This is a genomic window from Raoultibacter massiliensis (genome assembly GCF_900199545.1).
GTDB lineage: Bacteria > Actinomycetota > Coriobacteriia > Coriobacteriales > Eggerthellaceae > Raoultibacter > Raoultibacter massiliensis.
This window is the reverse complement of record NZ_LT962671.1, coordinates 1,673,936-1,700,909: the sequence shown is the minus strand read 5'-3', so window position 1 is coordinate 1,700,909 and position 26,974 is coordinate 1,673,936. Positions and strand designations below refer to the sequence as shown.

Sequence of the window (26,974 nt, the reverse complement as noted above, 5' to 3'; positions counted from 1 at the left end):
CTAATCGTTCCATTCACTGTTCGTTGGACTTCTATGCACAACTCGAATCCTGCGTATGCAACATCTGCAGACTGGGGTCCCAGACGTTTCAAATCGCGCGGCCCGAGTAGGTACCAAAAATGTAAACAGCTAATTTACCTGGTGTTATAAAGGAGTTGAGAACGCGCTGCCCCGTCTGTTTTTCCATCGTGGCAACGGTCTGAAACCAGTATCGCCAGGTGGCGAAAAATATCTACAACTGCTAATGTTGAAATCAGTCTTTTTGAAAAAATCCGTATCATACTGAAATGTTGAGAGGCTGACTCGATGGGGGAAATTGGCGATACGGTCGAACCCGAGCGGACGCATACGCCGGGCGACCTTCTCAATACCTACATACTTGCAGGCATCGGTTTTTCGTGTCTTATCGGCTGGGAGCTTTCGGCGGTGTTCGGCCCGTCGCTTGCACTGCTGAGCTTTTGCGATATCCGGGAAGCCATCCTTTTGCGCATCGTATCCATTCTGACGCTCGCGCTGTCGTTCGTCGTGTTCATCTGGAAACAGGATTGGCTTTTCGAGCATCGCAACCGGCTCTTCACGATCGGTTCGCTTCTCGCCCTCTTCGCTGTGGTAAACACGCTTGTGAACCTATCGGTCGAATGGGTTCCCATCTGGGTGTCTGCGCTCGTGTGGGCGCTGTTCGGCGTAGCTCAGGCGAGCATCATGACGTATTGGTGCATCTTCTTCAGCCTTATTCCGACTCGTCGGACGGCGGTTACCATCTGCATCGGGGCATGCGGCGGCACGCTCATGTTCGTGTTCGCCAACGCGACGCTCGAAGCATGGATCGGGCTGCTTGAGATCGCCTTTCTCATCGTGGGTTCGGTTGGCTTGGCGGCGTTTCTCTCGATGCGCATTCCGAAGGATCGGATCCTGCCGGTAGGGGAGTACAAGAAAAGCGCGCTCTTGACCGTTCCGGCAACGCTGTCTGTGGCGTGCCATGGCGCGGTGTACGGATTCATGTCGATCTTGATGTGCTCGATGGGGCCGATTCCCGCCATGGTGTGCGGCGCGAGCGGCATCATCGGGTCGATCCCCGCGCTTGTCTGGGGCTATCTCGGGCCGAAGGTCGACGTCGATACCGGGGTCGTCCAGCGCATCTCGCTGCCTCTCATTATGGCGGGGTTGCTGCTGTTCCCTTTTTTCGAGGGTGCGGGGCAGGTGCTCTGCGGGTGCCTTGTCAACATGGCGCTTGCGCACTCCTCGGTGATCGCATGGTATTCCACGAGTATCGACAACGCCGAGTTCCAGCTGCACCCCGTTGATCGGTTCGCCCATCGCCAGGCCCCAAGCTGGACGGGATTCTTTCTCGGATCCATCGTCGCCTATCTGCTCGTGTTCGCCTTCGGCGTTTCCGAATCGGCTTTCGCCTTTGCCGTGGTGGTGTTCGCCATCGTCGTGATCGCGGTGTTCTCGATATACGGAGGCGATGAATCGAAAACCAAGAAGCGCTTGAATGATCTGCTCACCTCGGCGACGGCTTCGGCGGCCGCGACGGCATCGAAGAGCGTCGACGATGCGCATGTGAACACGTTTCGCGTACGCTGCGATCGGGTGATCGAAGAGCACGAGCTCACGCCTCGCGAGGCCGAAGTGTTTTACCTGCTTGCGAAAGGGCGCAATGCCGAATACATCGGCAAGCAGCTTGTGGTGAGCAGCGCCACGGTGAAATCGCATATCTACCATATCTATCGCAAGCTGGGAATCAACTCCCAGCAACGGCTCATGACGATCGTGGATGACGAAACCATTCCCGGAATCGACGGCGGTCGATAGTTTTTTCAGGCAGGCTCCGCTGCGGCTCGGATGCCCGCAAGCTGCCTTGCGACCTCTTCGGCGAGCAGGGGAACCGTGTCGAGTTCTGCTGCCATGACGGGTGCAAACGTCAATCCGAGCCTTTTTCTGATCGTGATGAGCAGCAGGGCGTACTTGGTTTCGGCGGACGAGGATCCCGTGCAGTTCATCGAAAGGTCGCCCAGGCTGTCGTTCTCGTCGATGTTCGCGAGCAGTCGGTCGATGCTGTATTCGGCGAGCTTGGGAATGCGATCGTCCCAGAATTCATCGTCGTCGATAAGAAATCGGTACCTGATGAAACTCTTGAGGTGGTTGTAGGTGTTCTCGTAGGAGACGGGCTCTCGTTTTAGGGCATCGAGTTCCTCATCCGAAAGGATTTTTGATTTTTCGACATGCTCCTTCAGCCCCATGGTTCCTCCTCGCGAAATACGGCGTTTTGCTGCGACGTTCCGGCCATGCCCGTCGAGTGCGGTCGATATCGTCTCGATTGTACGGTTTTCGTTCGCGCGGTGCGTCAACATCAGAAGTTGAAATGGGGTTTTTCGGAGGTATCAACATTTCGGTATGAAATGGAAGGCTCATTTCAACATGCTCAGCCGATGCCTGCGCGGTAAAACGGCGCAATGATTCGCCTATCGTGCATGCCTTGCCGTGCGGCGGAACCATCGGGATTGAGTTCCTCTTCCCCGGGTGGCGGTTCGTGTTTCCGCGAGGCGGGCGTCACGTGATTACAGGGCGAGACGTCATCGGCGAGGGACGTCGGTGGCGAACCGATATGCAATGCGAAAGGAGCTGGCATGAATCTTGCAGAAAAATTCGAGCTGCGAAACAATCGTGAGGTTACGCTCAATGTGAGGCCAATCGAAATCGGCCTGTACCACGATTACGTGTTCGAGGGCCCGTGCCGATTCGGAAAAGGGGACGAGCTGACCAAAGAGCACGACATGATGGTCATCGAGATGAAAAGCAAATCCGATTATCAGAAGCTGCTCGATAACTTCGGAGACATCCCCGGCGTCAACATCATGGATCAGATCGTGATCCGCCGCGACGAGACGTTTCCTCTGAACGATGCGATGCTCGAGGAAATGGCCGTCGATCACGATAAGGTCGATCTCTATATATACAACTTCACCGTGTTCGGCGCCGATCTCGCCATCGAGTTCGCCCGCCGTTACAATGTCGCTTCGATGATCCTGCCCACGCCCAACAACGATGCCCACATGTCGGCGGCATTTCGTGCCCGCGGCCTTGAAATGCACAGCCCGGCCACTTTGGAGGACGCTCGCAAAACGTTGCGCGCGCTGCGCGCCCGCAAGGTCATGGCGAGCACCCGCGCCCTGGTCGTTGTGCGAAACAACTCGGTGTTCCCGGTGACGAACTACGATTCGTTCCTGAATCATGCCGACGTGACCGAGCGCCTTGGCACCACGTTCACCTATTACAATCTGCATGAGTTCCTCGATCAGCTCCATGTGGTCGATCCCATGACGAATCCGACGCTTCCGGGCCGCAAAGCCGATAACATCACCGAGGAGGAGATGGTCGAGATCGAGCAGATGGTCGACGAGTTCATCGATGCGGCCGAGGATTGCCATATGCCGCGCGAGAACATCGTCCCGTCGATGCGCGCCCATTATTTGGTGAACAAGCTTCTGAAGAAGCTCGACTGCAACGCGTTTGCAGCCCCGTGTCCCGATATGTGCGCAACGCGTCGCCTGAACCAAGAGAAGACCACGATGTGCCTGAACCACGTGCTCAACAACGAGTGCGGCGTGTGCTCGGCATGCGAGCAGGACGTCTCTGCGCTTTTGTCCATGGTGCTTCTCTCGAGCCTCTCCCAGACTCCGCCGTACATGGGCAACACCGTGCCGACCAAGCTCGATGAAAACGATCCGCTCGTCATCAAGACGCGCGTCATGTTTCGCCCCGAGTCCTGCGATGCCGAGACGCCGAACCTCGAAGCGCAGGGCGCCAAAAGCGTGTTCTCCATCTACCATGCGGTGCCGAGCCGCCGCTTCGAGGGCTACGACGCGCCGCTTGCCCCCTACGCCATCCGCCCGTTTGCCATGGACGGGCGCTGGGGCGCGACGGTCCGCTACGACTTCAAGCGCGATATCGGCAAGACGATAACGCTTGCCCGATTCGACCCCACCTGCTCGAAGATCCTCATCGCCCGCGGCAAGATCGTCGGCGGCATCGGGTACAACGACGAAAACTGCAGCGAGGGCGTGTTCTTCGAAGTGTCCGACGGGCGCAAGTTCCGCGAGTACACGATGACGACCGGCAACCATACCTCGCTTGTGTACGGCGATGTGTTCGACGAGATGGTGCTGTTTGCCGAAAGCGTCGGACTTGAGGCTCTGACGGTCGAATAGCCTGCGAGAAGGGCTTTGCTGCGAGTCCTCCTCCTCGATCGATGCGGTGCCCCGAGCATGCGAGCGTTCGCCCGCGTGTTCGGGGCGCTTTTCTGCAAGGGCGATTGGATGGTTCGGGTGAAGCGGGTTGTCGATTCCGAGAGCGCGGTTCCCTAGACTTCGGCGACTGCCTTTCTGATATCCCTCATGACGGCTTCGATGCCGCTTTGCCGCTCTGCGGAGAACAGATCGGCGAGCTCGGTCTGTTCGAGAAACGTGAAATCCGTCGTGCGGATCTCGCCGTCGGGGCGACCGGAGTAAATCTGCACGATCGCATGCAGCACTCCGCGCACGATGAGCGTGTCGCTGTCGAGCGCGATTGCAAGGTTCCCATCGGCGCCTCGATGCGCGTTGAGCCAGACTTGCGACTGGCATCCCTCGACGAGCCGAGCCCGCTTCTTTTCTTCGTCGGGCATCACCGGCAGGTCGGCAGCAAAGCCGAGCAGGTACTCGTACAGGGAAAACGGATCGTCGGAGAATTCCGCGAAATCGTCGATGAGTCGTTGTTGCGCTTCTGCTGCTGTTTCCATGGCGGGCAATATTATAGCGCGATTTCGCAGCATGCGCCCATCAGCGTTCGGCTTCGTCCCATGCTTTTCGAAACGCTGCGAAATCCGAGGCCGGCATCGGGCGGGCGAACAGGTAGCCCTGGCCGACGGTGCAGCCGAGGCCCCTGAGCGATTCGGCCTGCTCGGGCGTTTCGATGCCCTCGCAGACGGTGGCGATGCCGAGATCGCGCGAGAGGTCGATGATGCCTTGGAGCACGCGCGCCTCGCGGGGCGTCGCATTTTCCTGCGAAATGAACCGTCTGTCGAGCTTCAGCACGTCGATGGGCAGCTTGCGCAGCAGGCTGAGCGAGGAATACCCTGTTCCGAAATCATCCATCGAAATGCGGAAGCCTTGGCTGTGCAGCGTTTCGACGATGCTTACGACTGCATTCTCGTCAACCGAAAAAACGGTTTCGGTCACTTCGATTTCGAGTCGGTGCCGCTCGATTCCGTAGCGCGATACCGTTTCGCCTAGCCTCTCGGCGAAGCTTTGCTGGATGAGGGTGTTGCGGGAGAAGTTGACGGCGAACGTTGCCGGCGCCGCTTTTGCGGCCGCGAGATCCCGATAGGCTTCGCATGCCCGCTCGAGCATGTAATGATCGAGATCGACGATGTGCCCGTTCTTTTCGAACAGCGGTATGAAGCCGTCGGGCATGAGGAAGCCGAGGGCCTTGGAATCCCATCGGCAGAGCGCTTCGGCTCCGACCACCTCGTTGGTGTTCAGATCGATCTGCGGCTGGAGGTAGAGCTTGAACTCGTTATCCTGGATGCCTTCGGACATGTGCCTGACGATATCGTTTCTGCGGCGAAGCGTTTCCTCGAAGGCGCTGTCGTACCAGGCGATGCCGTCCTCGAGCTTGCCTTCTTTGAGCGCGGCGGTCGCGTTGCTTATCGCTTCGGTCACCCCCATGCTCCCCGAAATTCTGCACACGCCGACTCCGAAGCGAAATACCTCCGAGGCGCTGGCGTTTCCCTGGCCTTGCAGTCGCCGTTGCAGCTTGTCTGCTATCGAGCGTATTCGCCCTGGCACGTCTCTGACGAGCAGCACGAAATGATCGGCGTTCGCGTGGGCGCACAGTTCGTTGCCGGAGCAGCTCTCCTCGAGAAGCTCGCCCGTTTCGATGATGATGCGGTCTCCTGCGTCGTGTCCGTAAGATTCGTTGATGATCCTGAAATTGGTGATGTTGGTGTAGGCGGCGAGATACGAATCGGCCTTCGACCCAGCAAGCAGCGCTGTGGCGTCTCCCTCGAACGCCGCGAGGTTGATGCCCTTGGTGAGCAGGTCGGTTCGGTAAGCCATCTTCTCATGGCGCATGCTGCTGCGCTCGAGGAAAAGGACGAGCGAGGTGGCGGCGAGGATGAGGACGAGTCCGAAGAAAAACGAAGCCGCGAAATCCTGCTCGGCGCGCGCCTGCGCGGCGTACACCATCTCATCGGCCAGCTCGAAGTGCCGTTCGCTCAGCTCGAGCAGCCGCTCGGTCGAACCCTCGCCCGCATCGAGCGCGGCGATCTCGTCTTTCATAAGATTCCACTGGATGCGCGTCGCGTCGATCTTCTCGATGAAATCGAGCGTTGCCGGGCTTTTGAGCGGGCGGTTGTTCTCATCCTCCGAAATATCGTTCAAGAGGTCGTCAACGCGGCTTGCGGTCTTGTCGGCATGTTCGCCCATGAGCTCCATTTTGGCCACGCGCTGCGCGCCTCCCCGTATCACGCCCGCTTCGTTGATGATGCCCGCATAGCTTTGCATTTGGAAGAAGAGGCAGAGCAGGAGCATGGCGCCGAGAAACCAGGCGGCGATGATGATGAGGTTTCTCCGTTTCACGGGCAGCCTTTCGGGGGATGAACGCATACGTAACCAGTATAGCCTTCCGGCTCGAACAGTGAGAAAAATAGTTAGGTATAAAGTACTTTTTGAACCCCCTTTTTTGGCCTTTTTGGACCGGGGTTGGTTGCAAACGCAAGTGAAGCACTGTACGGATAAATGCAACCATTGCATTTATCCGTACAAATCTGGGCCTAAAGCGTTACGTTAGCCCTTGCGAGTTCGCTTCGGCATCCTCTTGAGGCTTCCGACCCTGCCGCTCGGATCGGAAGTAGGGCATGCTAACGCAGACCCCAGTCCTGGGGTCTGCAAGGCTAGATGCAATGCCTGGAAGCTTCCGACAGTGGTGCGATCGGCGCAACCTCTACTTGGATATCGCTTTGTCGACAAGCACGCCAAGCGCCTCGAGTTCCACGGCCGTTTACCAAAAACCCATCTAGACCTCCTTATCGCTGGGCTCCCGGTACAAGGGAGCGTTTTCACCTCCCTGCAACCCGGGTGACTACCAGTGCATGACCGCCCATTCTCTCGTCGCCCGATAACATGGGGTTCGTCCGCGTCTCTGCTCGGGTATTAGGCTGTCAAAGCATAAGGTTTCACTCCCAGCAAGGCGGGTTCTACGGAATACGTAGGTACGTATATTTTCCGACGTGGATTAATTGCATTGCATCAAAGGCATGCGTTCACACCATCGGGATGGCGGACGGTCACGCGGCGCAAAACCAGCGAAGAATCCGCGACCTTGTGTTCGAGCATGGTTGGGCCTCTTCGGTCCTCTGAATTATCGCCTCGTTTTGATTTATAATTACATTAGTTATATAATGTTATTCGTTAAAATTACTATCTTAATCATTATATTTGGAATAGCGTTTTCTTACTTGAGGAGCTGATGCCTATGCGGGTATCTACTAACCAAAAGAAGAAGGAATGCCGGCACGGCGGTCTTTTCCCTCTTTTCTTGAGTTTCGGTTATTGCTCATCAAGGAAACAGTAAAGGATAAATTATGGCTGAGAACAAGATATTCTATTCCCGCAGGGACCTACTGAAATTCGGAGCGTTCGGCGCTGCTGGCTTGCTTGCGGTCGCAGCCGCCTCACCAGCTAAAGCTCTTGCAGGTGAGGAGGCGGGCCGCTCAACCGCCTTCCCGATAGTAAAGGCCAGCATTACCGATTCCTCAACGGGCGAGCTCCTCGCCGAAACAAACAGTGTCGATGCTGCATCTATTGCAAGCTGTCCAGGAGTAGAACCCTACGTGCAGATCAATAACGTATCGAGAGACTTGAGGGACAATAGCGCCGGTTACACCGCCGTGATTAGATATGTGTTCCCGGTAACGGATTCGATGATCGAGAACGCAATCAAGTCGGGGTACGTTGAAGAAACTCGTGAACTCGGTCCCGATGTCGAGATGAATGCGAAGATAACCCTCGGAGTCGACTGGGGCACTGATGCCAGCACCGTTCAGATACAGCGAGGAACATTCGAGGTTTCGCAGAAAAGCCCGTTCATTACTTACAACAACACTTTCTACGCGATGATGCAAAAGGACAGGTTCATTCAGGAGATGTTCAATGGCCAACGCGTGACGATTGAAAGCGGGTTTCCTGCGATTTCGTTCGACCACTCAGCGGATCTCTATACGTGTGGAGGCGGCGTCGGGGGAGCAGGCTTCAACATACTGACCGGGCAGGGTTTCAACTATCAAGTGGATCTCTATCTGGAATAGGAGCCAGCGACGGCCTTGACCGCCAATCAAGCCACATCGAGATATGATAGGAATCGAGGATAAATTATGAATAGAAAACGCATTGTCGCATTCATAGTAGGAGTCCTCTCTGCCGTCTTCATCGCGTTTCCGGCGTATGCGGATGATGGGACCGACGGAAAAGTTCTTGTCGACGACGCCGTAGCCGTCGACATGGGAGAAAGGTTTTTTAGTACGGTTGTGCCCGACCAGCAGGTGACGGCGGCAGACCCGATAAAGCTGTACAACAAGGACGGCCAAGCTTCGGGTTACGTTGTTCATGCATATTGCGACGGAACGCCCTACGGATATGTTGTTTACGACTTCGACAGCGATTCGGGGATCGCAGAGTTCGCCTACGGCGAGGAAGCCACAAGCCCTTACATGACATCAACAGAGCTCGCTCCTGCGACCCGATCTGGTGGTGAGAAGAAGTTTTACAAGCTCGATATGGTAACGTACGCCCTCATTGATGATGAAACGGAACTGGGCTTCACAAATTTTGGAGAAATCGTTGATGCCGAAGCTGAGGGTGTTACCGTTAACTCTGCAAGCACACGTTCGAGTAAGCCGACAAGTTGGAACCAGTGCTTCGTAGACGCAACTGTTGTGTACAAAGACTATAACGTCGGTCAGGCAAACGCGGTGTCGGGATACCAAACGTACAGCGAACCTTTAGTTGAATCAACTACCGGAACGTATGCCTGCGTTGTATCGGCAATGCTGACGGTCAGCAGTCATTTCGTGTCTACGGGCGGAACAAGCGGATTGAAGTCGGACTATGCAGAGCTTTGGAATCTTTCGTCGACAACAGTGTACAAAGTAGAGAACGGCATCTCCTACGGTTCCACTAATATGAAGAATGCTGGTCCGGCAATCGTTGCCTACGCGAAAGCTCGCGGGAAGAATCTGAACTATGCGAATCATTTTCTCTTTCCTGGGATGAACGTATACAGGGACTCGATCGATGACGGCAATATGTCCATCTTTGGCGCTGGTCTGGCAGCCGACTCAGATATTGGGCACGCCATGGCCGTTACCGGATATATGACCTTAAACGCTAAAGATGGATCGGGTTCCTTGAATTGTCTATCGGTTTGTGATGGCTGGAATGGCAACACGCGAATTCTCAACTACGATTCAAGCTACTATCGCGACATGACCGCTATCGCAATCTGGTAGTTTATTTCTTAGGCTCGACGATTAATTGATTATCCGCATGGAGAGGATATGCGAATTTAGCCGATCCTCTCTATGCAGAGACTTCCAAAGATCGGAAGTGATGCATGGCCATTAAAAGAAAATCGACGAAAGCACTAGCAATCGCGTTCGCAATAACGGGAAGCTTAGCCGTCGTTGCAGGAGGTTTCTTGCTCTGGCATGTGATCAGGGTTTCCAACGCCGGAACGGGCCCGAGCGACCATATGTTCTACACGACGGGTAAGGTAATCTATGTGGATTCCGATGCGATGGTATTCACGATGACGGTCGATTCGGGCAATAAGGAGGGCATCGGGGACGGGTGTCTTTCGGTGGACTATTCAACCGTGTTTACCTTGCATGGAAACATTGATGAGCTGGAAGTCGGGCGAACCGTAAAGGCCGGCTATCTGATTCCTTTCTCCGAATGCGTCGCCATAGCCTATTACTTGGAAATAGGGGAGGGCGGTACCGGCTCCTGAAAACCCGCTGTCGCTAACCGCGCTGCAGGCTACCTGCAGCGCGGTTAGGCTATGCCCGACCCGCCTCCGTCCCGAGTCCCCTGCTCAAGACCGCCCCGGCATGTGGAAAGATATTGCCGGGTCCTTCCCTTCCGCATGCGCAGCTTCCCGCAAGTCGACAGACCCTGCTGAGGAAAGCTGGCTCCCGAACGATCGATACGCTTCGCGCGCTTTTCATCTCAAGAGGAGAAGCAGGTTAAGGGAAATGCACACGAATGTGCATTCGAACGATTTTCGGCGCGTCGAAAACGCTGGTAGAACGATAAATCTCGATAGTGCATATTTGCCACATATCAGGCTGACTGAATAACGGATTGTAATACGGATATTCGAATGCCGTATTGCTACTTCGAGAAGGTACTATGTCTGATCCGATGCTTCAATTTCGCGCCGCAGCGAACTGCAGCGGGTAATTGGGATCGCCCTCTCGTATTCCGCGGCAATAGGTCGGCAGCAATCAGAGACTTGATCCTGGTGGGCGCAGCCCAGCACGATGCCATCGAAGGAGCCGTGGCCAAAGCCCTTGACGAGGCCTCTGGAAGATTCGCCCGCATCGCTTCGCGAGGCACGAAGGCCTCGCGCTCTTGTAGATCATGCTCTCTCGATTTACTTGCCGATCTTCTTGAAATCGCCCGCGCAGCAGAGCTTCCGGCGCATGTCAGGAAGGCCGAAAGTGCATCCGAGGCAGTGCGGCGAGCCGGTGATGTAGAGCCACTCTTCGTCGAAGCCAAACAGCTCGATGGGGTCGGTATGGTCGTAGTGGATCCTTCGGGCCTCGGCCGACACCCGTGCATTGAGCCGATAGCCGGGGGTGGCACCACGAGGTACGGGTATTTGCGGCGGGCCTACTAAAGGGTGCCGACGGCTCCGACTCCGAGGGCCTTTGCGAGGAGGTTCTTGGCGAGCATGATACCGTGGCAGGCTTCCTTGTCGCCGCCGCCCACTACGGGTCTGCTGTGCGGCTCCGGGCGTTCTGGGTACTCGATCTGCGCGTAGCAACAGTTTATGTCGCTGCGCAGTCTTGTGCGTTCGGTTATGTCTGGTTCTCTTCGAAAATGAACTAATGCTTGTTCATTTTCGAAGAGAACCGGGGGGGGGTGCCTCGAGGCGAACAGATTGGGGAGAGTCTCATCATGGAGGATCAGTTTTCAAAAGAATGCAGTATTAGTTTTTCAGAAGAGGCGGCCGAGAATATAAGCATAAATATCCGAATCATGAGTCTTCGTCTTCGAGCCTGTAGCACGCAAGCCCCATCTCGTCCGGGTTGTCGGTATATTCCAGGATGTCGCCCGGCTGGCACTGGAGGTGCCTGCATATCGCGTCGAGCGTGGAGAACCTGACAGCCTTGACTTTCCCCGTCTTGAACCTCGAGAGGTTGACGTCCGCTATGCCGACCTTCTCGGCCAAATCCTTCAGCGAGACCTTTCTCTCGGCCATGGCCCTGTCCAGTCTGATGATTATGGCCATGCTGTCACCTACATCGTCTCGTCGGTGAGCTGTTGGAGGAGGGATCCGTATTCGAAGAACACGGAGAGACAGTAAAGGACCGCTGCCATGAAGATCGCACCGCCGTTAATCTTGACAACGGATCCGCCGAGGTCGGTTGTGCCGACGACCTGTATTTCTATACCCGATTGCAGAAAGAGGATCGCGCTGCCCGCGGACATGGTCAGTTCTAGGACGGCAAGCCATATCATGAGAAGAGCCATTGTTCGGATGCGCTTGACTTGAGCAGGGGAGAAAGGGGATTCGCCTCTCTCCATTCTTTTTGAACCGTGCGCCTGTGGCGTTCGTGGGGGTTCGGTTGACGATCGGGTAACGGGGCTTGCAACGCCGTTCCATGGTGCTATACTTCCCACAAAAATAAACTGACTAGTCAGTCAAAAAAAGGAGTAAGCAATGACAGGGCAACCGTACATGGCGGCACGCGGCCTCGAGCTGAAGACGCTTGCGGGCTATGCGTACAAGGGAGTCGATCTCGAGGTGTCGAAAGGCGAGCTTTTCGCAGTGCGCGGCCGCAACGGCAGCGGCAAGACGGCGTTGCTGCTCACGCTGGCCGGTCGTATGAAGCCGACGGGCGGTACGCTCGTCGTCGGGGGATTCGATCTTCCGAAGCAGCGTGCGAAGGTCGGGCGACGGGTGGGGCTCGGTGTCTTCGCCGGTCTCAACGAGCTTCAGGAGAGTCTGACGGCGATGTATGCGGTGGGAGCCGAATTCGAGCTGTTCGGACGCAAGCCCAAGCGCGAGCAGGTTGTCGGCTACATGCGCGCCTGGGGCATCGACGACGTTGCCGACGTTCGCATCAAAGACCTCACGGCCGAGAAGATGGCGCAGCTTGGCATCGCTCTCGCGTTTGCGGGAGACCCCGATGCCGTGGTCATCGACGATATCGAGGATCAGCTGACGATGTCCCAATCGGAAGGGCTCATGGAGCTGCTGCACCGCTCGGCGCGCGAACGCGATGTCGCGATCGTAGTGGGCGTGGTCGAACGCGCCCTTGCCGAAATGGCGGACGATAGGATCTACCTGGCGAAGGAAGGTGAGTAGCATGGCGTTCAAGGGTTTGCGATTCGCCGGACTCGAATGGAAGAACATAACGGCATCGAAGGTGATGTGGGTTGTCATTGCGGCGATTGCGATCATGCCGCTTCTGTACGGCGCGCTGTACCTCGCGGCGTTTCAGGACCCGTATGCGCGCCTCAATACGGTGCCCGTCGCGGTTGTGAACGAGGATGAAGGCGCAGTGATCTCGGGCGAGAACCGCAAGCTCGGCGACGACGTGGTCGACGAGCTCAAGAAAACCGATGACGGCCTGCAGTGGAACTTCGTGTCGGCGGAAGAGGCGCAAAGGGGTCTTGAAGACGGCACGTACTTCATGTCGTGCACGATTCCGGCCGATTTTTCCGAAAGCGTCGCCTCGGTCGACGGCGATTCGCCGCGCAAGGCCCAACTGAAGATCGAATACAACCAGAGCGAGAACATGCTTGCCTCCCAGATCGGGGAAACGGTGTGGAAGGAGGTCCGCCAGCGCGTGAGCGACAGCGTGGCCAACGAGTACTGGACGACCGTGCTCGATCGCGTTGCCGATTCGGGCAAGGACATCCAGAGTGCCGCCGATGGGGCGGGCACGCTCGAGGACGGGCTGAAGACGGCTCAGGACGGAAGCAAGACCATCACGACCAACCTCTCTGTGCTCAAAGACGGCGCGCTTTCGCTCGAGAGCGGCCTCGTTACGCTCGCAGGTGGGGCGCTTTCTCTTGACGAGGGTACGAAATCCCTTGTTTCGGGCGCCGATCAGCTGCAGTCCGGCGCCGATCGGCTCGCGTCGGGAGCCGATACCGTTTCGGCGGGCGCTTCGAAGCTCGAGAAGGGGGGTACGGGCGTTGTGGCGGCCGGAGCGAGCCAGCTTGCCCGGCAGACGGCCGATTTGCCCGAGCAGGCAGCGCAGCTCGATGCCGGAGTGCAGCAGGTCGTGGGAAGCATGAGCGCGCTTGCGGGCAGCATCGGCGCTGACGATTCCCGATCGAGCTCCGAGCTCATAGGGGGCGTGAACCTCGTTGCGGACGGCTTGGGTCAGGTGTCGTCGGGTGCGTCGAGCTTGGCATCGGGATTGCAGGGAGCATCGGCGGGCGTTTCTCGGATAAGCGACGGCGTCGGCTCGGTTAACGCGTCGGCAAACGATGCCCTCGCCGTGCTGGGCGACACCTCGCTTTCCGATCAAGAGAAGCTCGCTGCCGCAGAGCGGTATCTCACCGGCATATCGGACGCAACGGGACCGTCCTCCGATCTTGCCGCAGGGGTTGCCGGGGTGCAGCAAGGGCTTGCGAGCACCGATCCCTCAAACCCCGGTGCCATTGCCGCGGCCCAGTCGATCGCCGCTCAGACCGGTAGCGGATCCGCGCTGCAAACGGGGCTTGCGGGAGTCAAGGGCGGCCTGTCGACCGCGCGCAACGGCATCGAGGACAGCGCCCCCCAACTCAAGGCTCTCACCGATGGGACGGCGGCCCTCGCTGCTTCTGCACCTGCGCTGGCAGGCGGAATAAGCAAGCTCGATGCGGGGGCAAGCGAAGTGAGCGCCAACATGGCTGCGCTCGCTTCGGGCGCCGCCGAAGTTGCTTCGGGCGCGAGTCAGGTTGACGAAGGCGTTTCTTCGGCCGCATCGGGAGCGGGCGAGCTTGCCGACGGCGCATCCCGGATTGCGGCTGGAGCGCAGTCGGCCAAAGACGGATCAGTGCAGATCGCCTCGGGCGCATCGCAGCTCGAAGAGGGCAGCGCCACGCTGACCGACGGCCTTGCCGATGCTGTCGACGGATCGGGCGAGCTCTCGACCAAGCTTGCCGAGGGGGCGCAAACCGCGGCCGAACAAACCGAGAACATCTCGGGCAAGGCCGATGCCATGTCCGATCCGGTGGAGCTTGTGAACGAGTACTACACGACTGTGAAGAACTACGGCACGGGCTTCGCTCCGTACTTCATGGCGCTCGGCCTGTGGGTCGGGGGGCTCGTCGCCGGGTTCGTGTTCAAGCCGCTCAACTCCCGTCTCATCCTTTCGGGCGGCAATCCCGTCATGGTCGCGTTTGCCAACTTCATGCCGATGGCCGTATTCGCGATCATCCAAGCGACGCTTTTGATGGTGGTGCTCCAGTTTGGTTTGCAGCTTCAGATCGACAACGTGCCCGCGTTCTACGCGATGGGCTATCTGACGGCGATCGTCTTTGCGGCCATTATGCAGTTCCTTATGGCTGCGTTCGGGTTCCCGGGCAAGTTCGTCGCCATCATACTGCTCATGTTGCAGCTGACCGCATGTGCGGGCACGTTCCCCATCCAAACCACGCCCGATTTCTTCCAGGCCATCAATCCGTTCATGCCGATGACCTACGTGGTGCAGGGGATGAGGCAGATCATGACGGGCCTCGATTACGGCATCGTGGCTTTCGACTGCACCGTGTTGCTCATGATCGGTGCGGCGTGCTTCGCGCTCACAAGCGTGGTAGCATATCGTAAACGCACGGTCCGCATGGACGATCTGCATCCGGTGCTTCAGCTCGGGTAGCGAAGCGGGATGTGCGGCCTGTGCTCAGCGCAGGACCCGTCGGATAGGATGGCGATATGGGTCGGGTACGTGAAGCGGTTTCTCGGCAGGGTGAAAAAGGCGGCAAGGCACGCGCGACGCGCGCCTTGCTGCTCGATGCTGCGGTGAAGGTGATCGGCCGAAAGGGGTACACGGGGGCGACGGTCGACGAGATCGTAGAAGAGGCGGGCGTCTCCAAGGGCCTTGCCTACTACCATTTCAAGAGCAAGGCGGAGATGGCCGAGAGCATCCTCGACACCGGTATGGGCGAACTCGCCGATGAGTTCGTGGAGATCGCCGCGTGCGCCGACAGCGGCCCCTCGGCGCTCGTCGGCATGATCGAGCGGTTCGCCGTGAAGATATTCGAGAACAAGGAGTTCGGGCGTTTCTTCGTGTCCGAGCTGTGGCGCGAGGGCCGCGTGTGGTCGGGGTCGATGCGCGAAAACGAAGAGCGGCTGCTCGGGCTCATACGCGATCAGCTTGCGCGCGCGAAAGCCGAAGGTCTCATCAGACCCGAGATCGACGTCGATTTCGAAGCGGTCGCCCTGGTGGGCATGGTGCTTACGACGTCGTTGTACTATATCGACGAGAAGGCCGCAGTGAGCAAAGAGGCGTTCATCGAAAACATCATCGACTTCGTCCGCCATGCGAACGTGGGCACGGAGCAGTGAGGGCATTCGGCGCGATCCGCTCGTGTGCTCGCTGCCGGCGGTTGCTCGTCCGATCGAAAACGGCACGGCAACGCGGTTTTGTTGATTGAGCGAGTCGTGCCTGCCCGAGGTCTCGCTGCGTTACAATGATCGGCATCGAAACGGGCGCATGCGCCCGTCGCAGGTGCGCGCATGCGATTGCGCGAAGGCAGACGAAGGAGTACGGCTCTATGTGCGGAATTGTCGGCTATACGGGTTCTCGGCCCGTCAAGGATATTCTCATCGAGGGATTGAAGCGCCTCGAATACCGCGGGTACGATTCGGCGGGCATCGCCGTCGAGGGCGAAAACGGTCTCGATATCGTGCATTGCGTGGGCAAGGTCGAAGGCTTGGCGGAGAAGGTCGCCGATAGGGATATGCCCGGAACGTGCGGCATCGGCCACACCCGCTGGGCGACCCACGGCCGTCCGAGCGAAGAGAACGCCCATCCCCACACGTCGTGCGACAGCCGAATCGCGGTCGTGCACAACGGCATCATCGAAAACTTCGCCGAGTTGCGCGAATCGCTTATCGCCCATGGGCACGTGTTCACGAGCGACACCGATACCGAGGTGCTCGCGCATCTGATCGAGGATGCCTACGAAGGCGATCTGCTCCATGCCGTGCACAGCGCGACCCAGCGCGTGATCGGAGCCTACGGCCTTGCGGCGGTATGCGCCGATGAGCCGGGCACCGTTATCGCCACGCGCAAGGATTCGCCGATCGTCATCGGAAAGGGCGAGGACGGATCCTACGTCGCCTCGGACATAATCGCGCTCATCGACGCGACGCGCGACGTCGTCATTCTCGGGGACAACCAGTTCGCCAAGCTCATGCCCGATTCCATCGAGTACTACAAAGAACCCGGCGAGCGCTTCGAACCTGAGGTGACCCGCATAGATTGGGATGTCGATCTCGCTGAGAAGGGCGGATATCCCGATTTCATGATGAAGGAGATACACGAGCAGCCGCGCGTCGTGCGCGACACGTTGGCGGGCAGGCTCACGGGGGGAACCCTGACGATCGACGAACTCGATTTGAGCCATGAGGAGCTCAACCTCATCGACCGCGTGTACGTCATCGCGTGCGGAACGAGCTACCATGCGGGGCTTGTGGCCAAGCAGCTGATCGAAGGCTGGGCGCGCATCCCCACCGAGGTCGAGGTGGCAAGCGAATTTCGGTATCGCAACCCCATCATCACGCCCACCACGCTCGTCGTTGCCGTATCGCAATCGGGCGAAACCGCCGACACGCTGGCCGCCATCCGCGACGCCCGCGTGCGCGGCGCGAAAGTGTTCGGCATAACCAACGTGGTCGGCAGTCCTGTCGCCCGCGAAAGCGACGGCGTGATCTACACCAAAGCGAACAAGGAGATCGCGGTCGCTTCCACGAAATCGTTCCTCGGCCAGGTCGTCAGTTTGACCCTGCTCTCGATGCTGCTCGCACAAACGAAGGGCAAGCTCACGACGAGCCAGATCAAGCTTCTGTTCAAAGAGCTCGCCGATACCGCCGAGCAGATCGAGACGATCCTCTCCGATACGACGGCCATCGACGAAGCGGCGCTTGCCTGCAAAGACGCCTGCTCGTCGCTGTTCATCGGGCGGGGCCTCGGTTCGGCCATCTGCGCCGAGGGGGCTTTGAAGCTCAAGGAAATCAGCTACCTGCACGCCGAATCGTATCCGGCGGGCGAGATGAAGCACGGCCCGATCGCGCTTATCGACGAGGGATTTCCCGTTGTTGCCGTGGCTACGCAGAGCCCCACGTACGAAAAGACGATCTCGAACTTGCAGGAGAGCCGCGCACGCGGTGCCATGGTCGTCGCCATTGCGACCGAGGGCGATACCGAGATCAAGAAGCATGCCGAGCATGTGATCTACATTCCGAAGGTGCGCGACTGCTTCTCGCCGATTACCGCAAGCGTTCCCTTGCAGCTGTTCGCCCGCGCCATTGCCGTTGCGCGCGGGTGCGATGTCGATCAGCCTCGCAACCTCGCTAAATCCGTGACGGTCGAATAGGGGCGCCCGTGGTCGAGATCGGTGATCAGGCGGTTGCCGCTGCGGCGGGAGATCTCCTCGAGCGCGACGGCATAGCGACAGCGCCCTTGCAGGACGCTGCCGCTTCGGGTGCAGAGGCGCCGACGGAAAGCCGCGTCGTTGCATCGGCATCCGCCGAACACGGCGAAGATGCAGAGGCATCCCCCGAAGTCGGTGGGCGGCGCATGCGCACGCTCGAGGAAGTCGGCCTTGGGGTCGACATCGTCGAGATCGCGCGCATGAAGGCCATTCTTTCGCGTACGCCGAGCTTCAAGAAAAAGGTATTCTCAGAAGACGAGCAGGTCTATTGCGATGGCAAAGGCGTGCCTGAGATCCACTACGCCATGCGGTTCGCCGCCAAGGAGGCGGTCTTGAAAGCCCTCGGTACCGGATTCTCGGAGGGCATCGGCGTGCTCGATGTGGAGGTGGTGCGCAACGCGAAGGGCAAGCCTTCGGTGGTGCTCCACGGGCGCGCAAAAGAGGTTGCCGCCGATCTGGGCGTCGTCGAACTGCCACTCTCTCTTTCCTACACCCACACCGAAGCCGTTGCCTGCGCGATGGCCATTACCGCCGAATCGGTTAAGGCCGCCGAAAAGCGCGTCGACCCGATGGAGGAGCTCGCCAAGCAATTCAAGGAGGCGCGCTCCCTGCTCGACGAGATGGATCAAAAGCCGAAAGAGAATGCAGATGAACCCGTACGGCAAAGCTAGGTTGCGCGAGCTTCTTCCGCATCCTAGCGAGGGGGCGAACAAGTATACGCGCGGCAAACTGGTCCTTATGGCCGGAAGCGCGGCGTATCCGGGCGCCGCATGCCTTTCCGCGCTCGCGAGCCAGCGCATGGGGGCAGGCTACACCGAAGTGATCACCGATAAGCGCGCTGTCGAAACCGTTCGGTCGGTCGGGCCGTCGCTTGTCGTCGCATCCGACGAAGCATGGTTCGATCGCCCGCCTGCGGTTGCAACGGAGAAGCACCCCTGCGCCGTTGCAGTGGGATCCGGATTCGATTCCGGCGAAGGCCGTACGGCGCGGCTGCTTTTCTGCGCGCTCGAAGATGCCGACGCCCCGGTTCTTGTGGACGGCGGCGCCCTCGGCGCCTTGGCAAGCGACGAGGGCCGCGCCCTGTGCAAGCGGCGCTTCGTGGAAGGCAGGCCGACCGTTGCGACGCCGCACGGAGGCGAGGCGGCCCGTCTTGCGAAGCCGTTCGATCTGCCCTGCGACGATCCGTCGCGGCTCGCACGGTCCCTATCGCTTGCATACGGCATGGTCGTCGTGCTCAAAGGACCCGATACCTGGATCTCCGACGGGGATGACGCCTTCTGCATGGACGAGGGGACGGCGGCTCTGTCGAAAGCCGGCACCGGCGATGTGCTCGCGGGCATGATCGGCTCGCTGCTCGCCCAAGGGCTTGATCCCCTCGATGCCTGCATGCTGGGATCGACGCTCCATGCGCGTGCCGGGAAGATGGCCGCCGACGAGCTGACGGACATCTGCGTGAGCGCCGAAGACGTCGTCCGCTTTCTGCCGCATGCGATCAGGTCGCTCTCTTCCGAAGGCGGCAGATAGCCGCACGCGATCGGCCGCCGCCTTCGCGCGCAGTTTTCCCGCATGGGGCGCGAAGGACGCTTTTCGGGTGCGCAAAGGCCCTTGGCGCCGTTCGATAATCTCCCGTCTTATCGTTTTCGCGTCGGTTGCGTTCGCGTAACCGTTGCTTCACGAATCTCCGATCGCCCGTGACGGGTTCTTCTCGGCAGTACAATCAGTGAAATCGAAGAGAGGTCAGGCGCCCGCTTGGCGGGCGTCTGCGAACGAGGCTTAAGGAGTTCGATATGGAAACGACGAAAAAGCGGGATTGGGGATTGGTCGTTGCGGGCGTGCTGCTCGTGCTGTGCGGCGTATTCTTCTTGTTCGCCCCGGGGCTGACGCTTGTCACGATGGCGGCTTTTGCCGGCGCGGCGTTCCTCGTTTCGGGCGTGTTCGACATCATCTCGTATGTCCGGTTCAGGAAAGTTGCGAACATGTCGGGTTGGGCGCTTGCTTACGCCATCCTCGACATCATCGTGGGTCTGATGTTCCTCATCCATCCGCTTGCGCTTGCGGCGGTTATCCCGTGGATCATCGGGCTGTTTTTCGTCATATTCGGCATATTCGAAATCGTCGGATCGTTCAAAATCAGGAAAACGGGTTCGGGTCTTTGGGGTTGGATGCTTTTCTCCGGTATCGTGGGCGCGCTCTGCGGCGTATGCTTCTTCGTGTTCCCGGCAAGCTTCGTCATCTACATGGCGGTGTTCGTGATCATGCGCGGTGTGTCGCTTGCGATCTACGGCGCTTCTTCGCGCACGATGCTGTAAGGCTGCATGCTGCGTATTGCGGTACCGCTTGCGAGCCACCAACGGGCCGAGTCCGAAAGGCGGCGCAAGCCCCGCGCGGCAGGTTGAGCGCTAAGCGAGGCTGCGCATCTCCCTTCGCGACCGGTTGTGCATGAAAAAAAGCCGATTCTGCCAATTTATCTCGACAGTCCTGCAAAACCAAGGCGCTTCAGGTCCATTTCCGCGCGCGGTCAAAATGGGTGTTTGCAAGCCCCCAGTTCAATCGCGAGCATCTGTACGGACCAATAACGTAATGAAGCGCCAGCCGCAGGACTGTCGAGATAAATTGGCAGAACTGAGGGCGATTGGTGCACGGGAGACCGCACGACACGGCTTCATTCCAATCTGGCTGAAAAATCCACTTTGGGCAATGATAATTGCAATAATCAGCGATTTGCGATTGTGATCCATGGTAAACGTGCAGGTCGTGCGAANCGGCGCGACCGCCCGCAGGTGCGCTCGGTGCGCTCGGTGTGGCGGACCCGCCCGGCTCGCCCGACTCGCATTGCGCGGCCGTTCTTTCCTTCTTCTATCGGGATTGTGGCTTCTTCTTTTCACTGCGTCCGTTTTGCGGGAAAAAACAAAGCTTTGCCCTACAATAGATGCCCGAGGCCGGATGGTGCCGAAGCGGCGAAATGCTGCGCTGCGCACCGGCATCCGGTCGCTTACGGTACAGATCAAGAGCGAAGGCGAAGATACCATGGCAGACCCGAATGGCGATAGGTTGTTCGAATCCGACGATCCAGCGCGGGCCGCAGCCGATGCGAAAGCCCGCATCGATGCGCTGCGCCGAGAGATAGAACACCATACGTATTTGTACTACGCCAAAGATGCTCCCGAGATATCCGACGCCGCATTCGATTCGTTGATGCGCGAACTGCGCGAACTCGAAGCCGAGCACCCTGAGCTCATCGACGCGTCGTCGCCGACCCAGCGCGTCGGCGGTTACGTGGGCGAGCAGTTCGCGCCCGTTGTGCACGAACGGCGCATGTACTCGCTCGACAACGCGATGGACATCGAGGAGCTCGACGCGTGGCTCGAGCGCGTGATCGAGGCGTTCGGCCGCATGGTCCCCGTTGTCTGCGAACTCAAAATCGACGGCTCGTCGATTGCGCTTACCTACGAGAACGGCGTGCTCATCCGTGCGGCAACCCGCGGCGACGGCACGACGGGCGAAGACGTGACCGTGAACATGCGCACGGTGCGCGATGTGCCGCTGCGCCTGCGCGACGGGGCTTTGGCGGGCGCTGTCGATCTTGAAGCCGCGCTCGAACTGCGCGGGGAAGTGTACATGCCGAAATCGAGTTTCGACTCGCTCAACGCAGCCGCCGTTGCGAACGGCAAGAGCGCGTTTGCGAACCNCTTTGGCGGGCCCTGTCGATCTTGAAGCCGCGCTCGAACTGCGCGGGGAAGTGTACATGCCGAAATCGAGTTTCGCCTCGCTCAACGCAGCCGCCGTTGCGAACGGCAAGAGCGCGTTTGCGAACCCGCGCAACGCTGCGGCGGGAAGCCTTCGCCAAAAGGACGCCAAGATCACTGCGGGCCGCGATCTTTCGACGTTCATGTACGCGATCGCCGACGAAGGCAAACTCGCCGCATCGGGGCAGTGGGAGCTGCTCGAATGGCTGCGCGAAGCCGGATTCCACGTCAACCCCGATGTGAAACGTTGCGAAACGGCGGACGAGGTGCATGCGTTCTGCAAGACCGCGCTGCAGCGGCGAGAAGAGCTGCCCTACGAGATTGACGGCGTAGTGGTGAAGGTGGATTCGTTCGCCATGCAGGAATCGATGGGATACACCGCGCGCGCCCCGCGCTGGGCCATCGCGTATAAATTCCCGCCCGAGGAGAAGACGACGCTTTTGCGCGACATCACCGTTCAGGTGGGCCGTACCGGGGCGTGCACGCCGGTGGCTGAGCTCGATCCGGTGGTTGTTGCGGGATCGACGGTCGCCCGCGCTACGCTTCACAACGTCGATGAAGTGCACCGCAAGGATGTGCGCATCGGCGATACCGTCATCGTGCGCAAAGCGGGCGATGTGATTCCCGAAGTGCTCGGACCCGTGCTGAGCCTGCGTTCCGAGGGGGCCCTGCCGTGGAAGATGCCCGAAACCTGTCCGAGCTGCGGATCGCCGCTTGTGCGCGAGGAGGGCGAGGCGGCGTATCGCTGCATTTCGATCGACTGTCCCGCCCAGGCGCTCGAACGTCTGCGCCACTGGGCAAGCCGCGGCGCCATGGATATCGAAGGCATGGGCGAGGAGATCATCTCGCGCCTCATCGAAAGCGGCCGCATTGCCGATGTGGCCGATTACTACAGCCTCGACGAAGTCGAGCTCTCGCTGCTCGATATGGGCAGGGTGAACAAGGACGGCGACCCCATCAGGCTGGGATCTACCGTGGCGGCGAAGCTCGTGGCCGCCATTGAGGCGAGCAAATCGCGCAGTTTCGCCCGCGTGCTGTTCGGTTTGGGCGTGCGGCACGTCGGCAAGACCACCGCCGAGTTCATCGTGGCGGCGTATCCTTCGATCGATGCGCTTGAACAGGCAAACGTGGAGGATCTCTCGGCAATCGACGGAGTGGGCCCCATCATCGCAAAGAGCGTCTGGTCGTTTTTGCGCACGCCCGACAACCTGCAGGTGATCGAGCGGCTGCGCAAGGCGGGCGTGAACCTCGAGGAATCGACCGGCGGCGAAGACGGGTTGCCCCAAACGCTCGAGGGTCTCACTTTCGTGCTGACGGGGAGCCTCGTGAAAAGCGGCATGACGCGCGATGAGGCCGGAAGCGCCTTGAAGGCGCGCGGCGCCAAGGTGTCGGGCAGCGTGTCGAAGAAGACGAGCTACGTTGTTGCAGGTGAAGCGGCTGGCTCGAAGTACGATAAGGCGATCGCGCTCGGGGTGCCGGTGCTCGATGAAGATGCGCTGCTCGCCGTCATCGAGACGGGCGAGGTGCCGGTTGGGAAATAGGCGCCCGCGAATGCCGCGTCATCGGCTGCGGCATATGCGCCGTTCACCCAAAAAAGTTACGGATACCAAATTCGTAACACCATCATGCAAGAACTCTGCTATCCTGTGTTACGTAAAGTTAAAACGTAACACTATGCTGATGAGAGAACGGTTAATCGCATCGGCATGAGGGCGGAGGGAATCATGGGAGCATACACGCGCCGTACATTCGTAAAGCTTGCCGGCACTGCAGCGGCAGGCGCGGCGTTCGGCGGCATCCTTTCGGCTTGCGCGGCGGGCGCCGATCCTGCGGCTTCGAGCTCGCAGAACGGACAGGCCGCGGACACCGCGGCAGATCAGGTGATCGTTGCGATGAATACCGGCAGCGAACCGGCGGCCGGATTCGATCCGTTCGTGTCGTGGGGCTGCGGCGAGCATGTTCACGAGCCGCTGATCCAGAGTACGCTCATCACCACGAACGCCGATATGGAGTTCGTCAACGATCTTGCGACGTCCTACGAGTGCAGTGAAGACGGGCTCACCTGGACGTTCGTGATTCGCGACGACGTGAGGTTCACCGACGGCGAACCGCTGACGGCCGAAGACGTCGCCTTCACCCTCAACGGCATCAGGGAAGCCGATGCCGCCGAAGCCGACCTGAGCATGGTCGACGAGGTGGTGGCCCTCGATGCGACGACGGTTGAGATCCGTATGGGCAAACCGTTCAACGCATTGCTCTATACACTTGCCGTCGTGGGCATCGTGCCCGCTCACGCGCATGGCGAAGATTACGGCAGCAACCCTGTCGGCAGCGGGCGCTACATGCTCGAGCAGTGGGATAAGGGCCAGCAGGTCATCCTGGCGGCAAACCCCGATTACTACGGCGAAACGCCCCGGATGAAACGCGTTATCGTCGTGTTCATGGAAGAGGATGCGGCGCTTGCTGCGGTCAATTCCGGCCAAGCCGACATCGCATTCACTTCGGCCACTTACCACGATCACGAGGTTGCAGGCTACGAGCTGCTTGCCTGCAAAACGGTTGACAGCCGCGGAATCTCGCTGCCTACGGTGGAGCCCGGGGCGACGAAGAGCGACGGCGGAACCGAATATCCGGCAGGCAACGCGGTGACAAGCGATATCGCCGTACGGCGCGCCATCAACTACGCAGTCGATCGCGATGCGATGATCGAAAACGTGCTCAACGGCTACGGCGCGCCCGCGTTCAGCGTTTCGGATAACATGCCGTGGTCGTCGGATGACATGAGGATTTCAACAGATCGCGAGCAGGCGAAACGACTGCTCTCCGATGCGGGCTGGGTTGCCGGATCGGATGGCATCCTTGAAAAGAACGGTACGCGCGCGGCGTTCGACCTGTGGTACGCTTCGAACGATTCGGTGCGCCAGGCGCTCGCCGCCGAGTTTTCCAACCAGATGAAAGAGATCGGCATCGAGGTTTCCATCAAGGGCGGAAGCTGGGACGATCTGTATCCCAACCAGTTTTCGAGTCCGATTCTGTGGGGCTGGGGCTCCAATTCGCCGACCGAGGTCTACGAGCTCAACTATTCGAGCGGGTGGGGTAACTACGCCTGCTACGAGAGCGAGACCGTCGACGGGTATCTCGATGAGGCGCTCGCGCAGTCGGATGTGGCCGACTCCTACGAGTTCTGGAAGAAGGCGCAGTGGGACGGTGCCGAAGGCATTGCCCCCCAAGGCGCGGCAACGTGGGTATGGCTCGCCGATGTCGATCACCTGTACTTCAAGCGCGAGAACTTGCACGTGGCCCAGCAGAAGCCCCATCCCCATGGGCACGGTTGGTCGCTTGTGAACAACATCGATGAATGGAGCTGGGCTTAGGCCTTCGGGCGCCCGTAAAAGCGATGACCCGGTTCATACTCAAGCATAGCGCGAAGTTCGTCCTGCTCCTGATTGCGGTGAGCATGGTCACCTTCATCCTCGTGAGCATATCTCCGATCGATCCGGTGCAGGCGAACGTCGGTCAGGCGGCCTACATCAACATGAGCGAGGCGAAGCGCGCGCAGCTGGCCGAATACTGGGGCGTCGATACTCCGATGTGGGAGCGCTACATCAACTGGGCAGGCAGCTTCATCCAGGGCGATATGGGCACTTCGCTTCGCTATAACGCGCCCGTCGCCGAGGTGATCGCCACCCGGTTCGCCAACTCGGCGGCCCTCATGGCGGTTGCGTGGGCGATATCGGGAACGATCGGGTTCGTCCTCGGCATCGTGGCGGGCGTGTACCGCGGCCGCTTGGTCGACCGCATCATCAAGGGGTACTGCTTCTTGCTGGCATCGACGCCGACGTTTTGGCTGGGATTGGTGTTCCTCATCGTGTTCTCGGTGCAGCTCGGGTGGTTCCCGTTCGGCTTCTCGGTGCCCATCGGCGTTTCAGCCGTCGATGTGACCTTCGCCGATGCGCTGCACCATCTTGCGCTTCCCGCCCTCACCCTTTCGGTGATCGGGGTGGCCAACATCGCGCTCCATACGCGCGAGAAGACGATCGACGTGATGGGAAGCGAATACTTCCGCTTCGCGCGGGCGCGCGGCATGAGCGTGTGGGGGGCCATGCGCCGCCACGGGCTGCGCAACCTCGCGCTGCCGGCTCTCACGCTGCAATTCGCCTCGATCTCCGAAATATTCGGAGGATCGGTGCTCGTCGAGCAGGTGTTCTCGTATCCGGGCCTCGGGCAGGCGGCCGTGACGGCGGGTCTTGGCGGCGATGTTGCGCTGCTCGCCGGCATAGCGGTTGTTTCGGCGGCGTTCGTGTTCGGCGGAAACCTGATCGCGAACGTGCTGTACGGCGTTGTCGATCCCCGTATCAAGCGAGGTGAGGCGCATGGCTGACAACGGTACCTCCACCTGCGGGGGAGCGGGCGCGCAGGCGCCGGGCATGCAGGATGCGCCCGTCGTGCAGACGACGACGGCTTTCCATGCGCCGCGCGCCGAGCGTTCGCGCAATCGTTTGCGCACGCTTGTCGTCCTCGTAGCGTCCGTTGCGCTGCTGGCGGCGATCGTGATCTCGGGCGTGCTCGCGACCGATGCGGCGATGCAGACCGACTTCTCTGCGAAGAACCTCGCACCGAGCTTCGCGCATTTGTTCGGAACCGATTGGATGGGGCGCGATATGTTCCTGCGCACGCTTGCCGGCCTTTCGACAAGCGTGCTCGTCGGTTTGCTCGCAGCCGGTGCCTCGTCGCTTGTCGCCCTTGTGCTGGGGGCGGCTGCGGCGCTTGGCGGCAAGAAGGTCGATGCGGCCGTGACGTGGCTTATCGACCTTATGATGGGCGTGCCCCACATCGTGCTGCTCATCCTTATTTCGTTTGCGCTCGGCAAGGGGTTTTGGGGCGTGGCCATCGGCGTGGCCCTGACTCATTGGCCGAGCCTCGCCCGCGTCGTGCGCGCAGAGATACTTCAGTGCAGGCAATCGACGTTCGTCGAGGTTGCTCGCAAGCTGGGGAAAAGCCGCGCGAACATCGCGGTGCGACACATGCTTCCCTATGTGCTGCCGCAGTTTCTCGTGGGACTCATCCTGCTGTTTCCCCACGCGATCCTCCACGAAGCAGCCATCACGTTTCTCGGATTCGGGCTTCCGCCCGAGCAGCCCGCCATCGGCGTCATCCTCAGCGAGTCGATGGGGTACCTTTCTGCGGGCATGTGGTGGCTTGCGGTGTTTCCCGGCCTCGCCCTCATCGCGACCGTGCTGCTGTTCGATGCGGCGGGGTCGAACCTGAGACGGCTCATCGACCCGCATAGTTCGCAGGATTGAGGTTGGG

22 protein-coding genes and 1 pseudogene are annotated in these 26,974 nt (G+C 59.6%); 17 read left to right on the top strand and 6 right to left on the bottom strand.

What is annotated here, in order from left to right; translation table 11 throughout:
- Window positions 1–306 precede the first annotated feature (306 nt).
- A complete protein-coding gene (locus C1719_RS11565; RefSeq protein ID WP_102375249.1) occupies window positions 307–1,815 on the top strand; it encodes a response regulator transcription factor in 1,509 nt (502 codons plus the stop codon).
- 5 nt (window positions 1,816–1,820) lie between these two features.
- On the opposite strand, the gene C1719_RS11560 is transcribed toward C1719_RS11565, so the two are convergent.
- On the bottom strand, window positions 1,821–2,243 hold the full coding sequence (locus tag C1719_RS11560; RefSeq protein ID WP_146007892.1) for a hypothetical protein: 423 nt from the start codon (window positions 2,241–2,243) through the stop codon (window positions 1,821–1,823).
- Between the two features lie 387 nt (window positions 2,244–2,630).
- On the opposite strand from C1719_RS11560, the gene C1719_RS11555 reads away from it, so the two are divergent.
- Entirely contained in the window at window positions 2,631–4,211 is a 1,581-nt protein-coding gene (locus C1719_RS11555; RefSeq protein WP_102375247.1) for a hypothetical protein, read from the top strand.
- Window positions 4,212–4,363: 152 nt separating this feature from the next.
- Here the strand turns inward: C1719_RS11555 and C1719_RS11550 are convergent, their stop codons facing one another.
- A complete protein-coding gene (locus tag C1719_RS11550; RefSeq protein ID WP_180963574.1) occupies window positions 4,364–4,780 on the bottom strand; it encodes a SufE family protein in 417 nt (138 codons plus the stop codon).
- 40 nt (window positions 4,781–4,820) lie between these two features.
- Window positions 4,821–6,620: a putative bifunctional diguanylate cyclase/phosphodiesterase gene (locus C1719_RS11545; protein ID WP_180963573.1), complete on the bottom strand. Its 1,800-nt coding sequence runs from the start codon at window positions 6,618–6,620 to the stop codon at window positions 4,821–4,823.
- A 1,004-nt stretch (window positions 6,621–7,624) separates the two neighbouring features.
- Here C1719_RS11545 and C1719_RS11540 point away from each other — a divergent pair.
- The 3 genes from C1719_RS11540 to C1719_RS11530 all read left to right on the top strand — a co-directional run bounded on the left by C1719_RS11540 (window position 7,625) and on the right by C1719_RS11530 (window position 10,047).
- Window positions 7,625–8,347, top strand: a complete 723-nt coding sequence (locus tag C1719_RS11540; RefSeq protein WP_102375244.1) for a hypothetical protein — start codon at window positions 7,625–7,627, stop codon at window positions 8,345–8,347.
- Between the two features lie 66 nt (window positions 8,348–8,413).
- Window positions 8,414–9,547, top strand: a complete 1,134-nt coding sequence (locus C1719_RS11535; RefSeq protein ID WP_102375243.1) for a hypothetical protein — start codon at window positions 8,414–8,416, stop codon at window positions 9,545–9,547.
- Between the two features lie 104 nt (window positions 9,548–9,651).
- The gene (locus tag C1719_RS11530; protein WP_102375242.1) at window positions 9,652–10,047 is read left to right on the top strand and encodes a hypothetical protein; all 396 of its coding nucleotides are present in this window, start codon (window positions 9,652–9,654) and stop codon (window positions 10,045–10,047) included.
- Between the two features lie 645 nt (window positions 10,048–10,692).
- Here C1719_RS11530 and C1719_RS11525 read toward each other — a convergent pair.
- From C1719_RS11525 to C1719_RS11515, 3 genes are all read right to left on the bottom strand, one after another.
- A complete protein-coding gene (locus C1719_RS11525; protein ID WP_102375241.1) occupies window positions 10,693–10,872 on the bottom strand; it encodes a hypothetical protein in 180 nt (59 codons plus the stop codon).
- Window positions 10,873–11,298: 426 nt separating this feature from the next.
- Window positions 11,299–11,553 carry a helix-turn-helix domain-containing protein gene (locus C1719_RS11520; protein WP_102375240.1) on the bottom strand — a complete coding sequence of 85 codons (255 nt, stop codon included), beginning with the start codon at window positions 11,551–11,553 and terminating at the stop codon, window positions 11,299–11,301.
- 8 nt (window positions 11,554–11,561) lie between these two features.
- Window positions 11,562–11,795 (bottom strand): hypothetical protein, encoded by a 234-nt coding sequence (locus C1719_RS11515; RefSeq protein ID WP_146007891.1) that lies wholly within the window; start codon window positions 11,793–11,795, stop codon window positions 11,562–11,564.
- A 190-nt stretch (window positions 11,796–11,985) separates the two neighbouring features.
- On the opposite strand from C1719_RS11515, the gene C1719_RS11510 reads away from it, so the two are divergent.
- The 12 genes and pseudogenes from C1719_RS11510 (at window position 11,986) to C1719_RS11455 (ending at window position 26,967) form a co-directional block, all read left to right on the top strand.
- Window positions 11,986–12,633, top strand: a complete 648-nt coding sequence (locus tag C1719_RS11510) for an ATP-binding cassette domain-containing protein (RefSeq protein WP_102375238.1) — start codon at window positions 11,986–11,988, stop codon at window positions 12,631–12,633.
- 1 nt (window position 12,634) lies between these two features.
- Window positions 12,635–15,139 (top strand): YhgE/Pip domain-containing protein, encoded by a 2,505-nt coding sequence (locus C1719_RS11505; RefSeq protein ID WP_102375237.1) that lies wholly within the window; start codon window positions 12,635–12,637, stop codon window positions 15,137–15,139.
- 56 nt (window positions 15,140–15,195) lie between these two features.
- Window positions 15,196–15,828 (top strand): TetR/AcrR family transcriptional regulator, encoded by a 633-nt coding sequence (locus C1719_RS11500; protein WP_102375236.1) that lies wholly within the window; start codon window positions 15,196–15,198, stop codon window positions 15,826–15,828.
- Between the two features lie 209 nt (window positions 15,829–16,037).
- The gene (gene glmS, locus C1719_RS11495) at window positions 16,038–17,861 is read left to right on the top strand and encodes a glutamine--fructose-6-phosphate transaminase (isomerizing) (RefSeq protein ID WP_102376050.1); all 1,824 of its coding nucleotides are present in this window, start codon (window positions 16,038–16,040) and stop codon (window positions 17,859–17,861) included.
- A gap of 8 nt (window positions 17,862–17,869) precedes the next feature.
- The gene (acpS, locus tag C1719_RS11490) at window positions 17,870–18,589 is read left to right on the top strand and encodes a holo-ACP synthase (protein WP_245874507.1); all 720 of its coding nucleotides are present in this window, start codon (window positions 17,870–17,872) and stop codon (window positions 18,587–18,589) included.
- Window positions 18,567–19,442, top strand: a complete 876-nt coding sequence (locus C1719_RS11485) for an NAD(P)H-hydrate dehydratase (RefSeq protein ID WP_245874506.1) — start codon at window positions 18,567–18,569, stop codon at window positions 19,440–19,442. The genes acpS and C1719_RS11485 overlap by 23 nt, the downstream gene beginning before the upstream one ends.
- Before the next feature lie 263 nt (window positions 19,443–19,705).
- Window positions 19,706–20,227 (top strand): HdeD family acid-resistance protein, encoded by a 522-nt coding sequence (locus C1719_RS11480; protein WP_102375234.1) that lies wholly within the window; start codon window positions 19,706–19,708, stop codon window positions 20,225–20,227.
- Between the two features lie 427 nt (window positions 20,228–20,654).
- Entirely contained in the window at window positions 20,655–21,632 is a 978-nt protein-coding gene (locus tag C1719_RS16095; protein WP_102375233.1) for a DNA ligase LigA-related protein, read from the top strand.
- Window positions 21,595–23,205: pseudogene (gene ligA / locus C1719_RS11470) on the top strand (NAD-dependent DNA ligase LigA); the annotation flags it as partial. The gene C1719_RS16095 and the pseudogene ligA, both read left to right, overlap by 38 nt.
- A 183-nt stretch (window positions 23,206–23,388) precedes the next feature.
- Window positions 23,389–25,038, top strand: a complete 1,650-nt coding sequence (locus C1719_RS11465) for an ABC transporter substrate-binding protein (protein ID WP_102376048.1) — start codon at window positions 23,389–23,391, stop codon at window positions 25,036–25,038.
- Between the two features lie 23 nt (window positions 25,039–25,061).
- Complete coding sequence (locus tag C1719_RS11460; RefSeq protein WP_102376047.1) at window positions 25,062–26,045, top strand: ABC transporter permease; 984 nt, start codon at window positions 25,062–25,064, stop codon at window positions 26,043–26,045.
- Window positions 26,038–26,967, top strand: coding sequence for an ABC transporter permease (locus C1719_RS11455; RefSeq protein WP_219717859.1), 930 nt, complete (start codon window positions 26,038–26,040; stop codon window positions 26,965–26,967). Before C1719_RS11460 ends, C1719_RS11455 begins: the two co-directional genes overlap by 8 nt.
- Window positions 26,968–26,974 lie beyond the last annotated feature (7 nt).

Bases quoted from the DNA above. Each gene is read 5' to 3' on its own strand.
- C1719_RS11550 (WP_180963574.1), bottom strand. From the start codon at position 4,780: ATGGAAACAGCAGCAGAAGCGCAACAACGACTCATCGACGATTTCGCG.
- C1719_RS11520 (WP_102375240.1), bottom strand. From the start codon at position 11,553: ATGGCCATAATCATCAGACTGGACAGGGCCATGGCCGAGAGAAAGGTC.
- C1719_RS11510 (WP_102375238.1), top strand. From the start codon at position 11,986: ATGACAGGGCAACCGTACATGGCGGCACGCGGCCTCGAGCTGAAGACG.
- C1719_RS11480 (WP_102375234.1), top strand. From the start codon at position 19,706: ATGGAAACGACGAAAAAGCGGGATTGGGGATTGGTCGTTGCGGGCGTG.
- glmS (WP_102376050.1), top strand. From the start codon at position 16,038: ATGTGCGGAATTGTCGGCTATACGGGTTCTCGGCCCGTCAAGGATATT.
- C1719_RS11505 (WP_102375237.1), top strand. From the start codon at position 12,635: ATGGCGTTCAAGGGTTTGCGATTCGCCGGACTCGAATGGAAGAACATA.
- C1719_RS11535 (WP_102375243.1), top strand. From the start codon at position 8,414: ATGAATAGAAAACGCATTGTCGCATTCATAGTAGGAGTCCTCTCTGCC.
- C1719_RS11540 (WP_102375244.1), top strand. From the start codon at position 7,625: ATGGCTGAGAACAAGATATTCTATTCCCGCAGGGACCTACTGAAATTC.
- C1719_RS11515 (WP_146007891.1), bottom strand. From the start codon at position 11,795: ATGGCTCTTCTCATGATATGGCTTGCCGTCCTAGAACTGACCATGTCC.
- C1719_RS11565 (WP_102375249.1), top strand. From the start codon at position 307: ATGGGGGAAATTGGCGATACGGTCGAACCCGAGCGGACGCATACGCCG.
- C1719_RS11460 (WP_102376047.1), top strand. From the start codon at position 25,062: ATGACCCGGTTCATACTCAAGCATAGCGCGAAGTTCGTCCTGCTCCTG.
- C1719_RS11455 (WP_219717859.1), top strand. From the start codon at position 26,038: ATGGCTGACAACGGTACCTCCACCTGCGGGGGAGCGGGCGCGCAGGCG.
- C1719_RS11485 (WP_245874506.1), top strand. From the start codon at position 18,567: ATGAACCCGTACGGCAAAGCTAGGTTGCGCGAGCTTCTTCCGCATCCT.
- C1719_RS11500 (WP_102375236.1), top strand. From the start codon at position 15,196: ATGGGTCGGGTACGTGAAGCGGTTTCTCGGCAGGGTGAAAAAGGCGGC.
- C1719_RS11530 (WP_102375242.1), top strand. From the start codon at position 9,652: ATGGCCATTAAAAGAAAATCGACGAAAGCACTAGCAATCGCGTTCGCA.
- C1719_RS11465 (WP_102376048.1), top strand. From the start codon at position 23,389: ATGGGAGCATACACGCGCCGTACATTCGTAAAGCTTGCCGGCACTGCA.
- C1719_RS11560 (WP_146007892.1), bottom strand. From the start codon at position 2,243: ATGGGGCTGAAGGAGCATGTCGAAAAATCAAAAATCCTTTCGGATGAG.
- C1719_RS11555 (WP_102375247.1), top strand. From the start codon at position 2,631: ATGAATCTTGCAGAAAAATTCGAGCTGCGAAACAATCGTGAGGTTACG.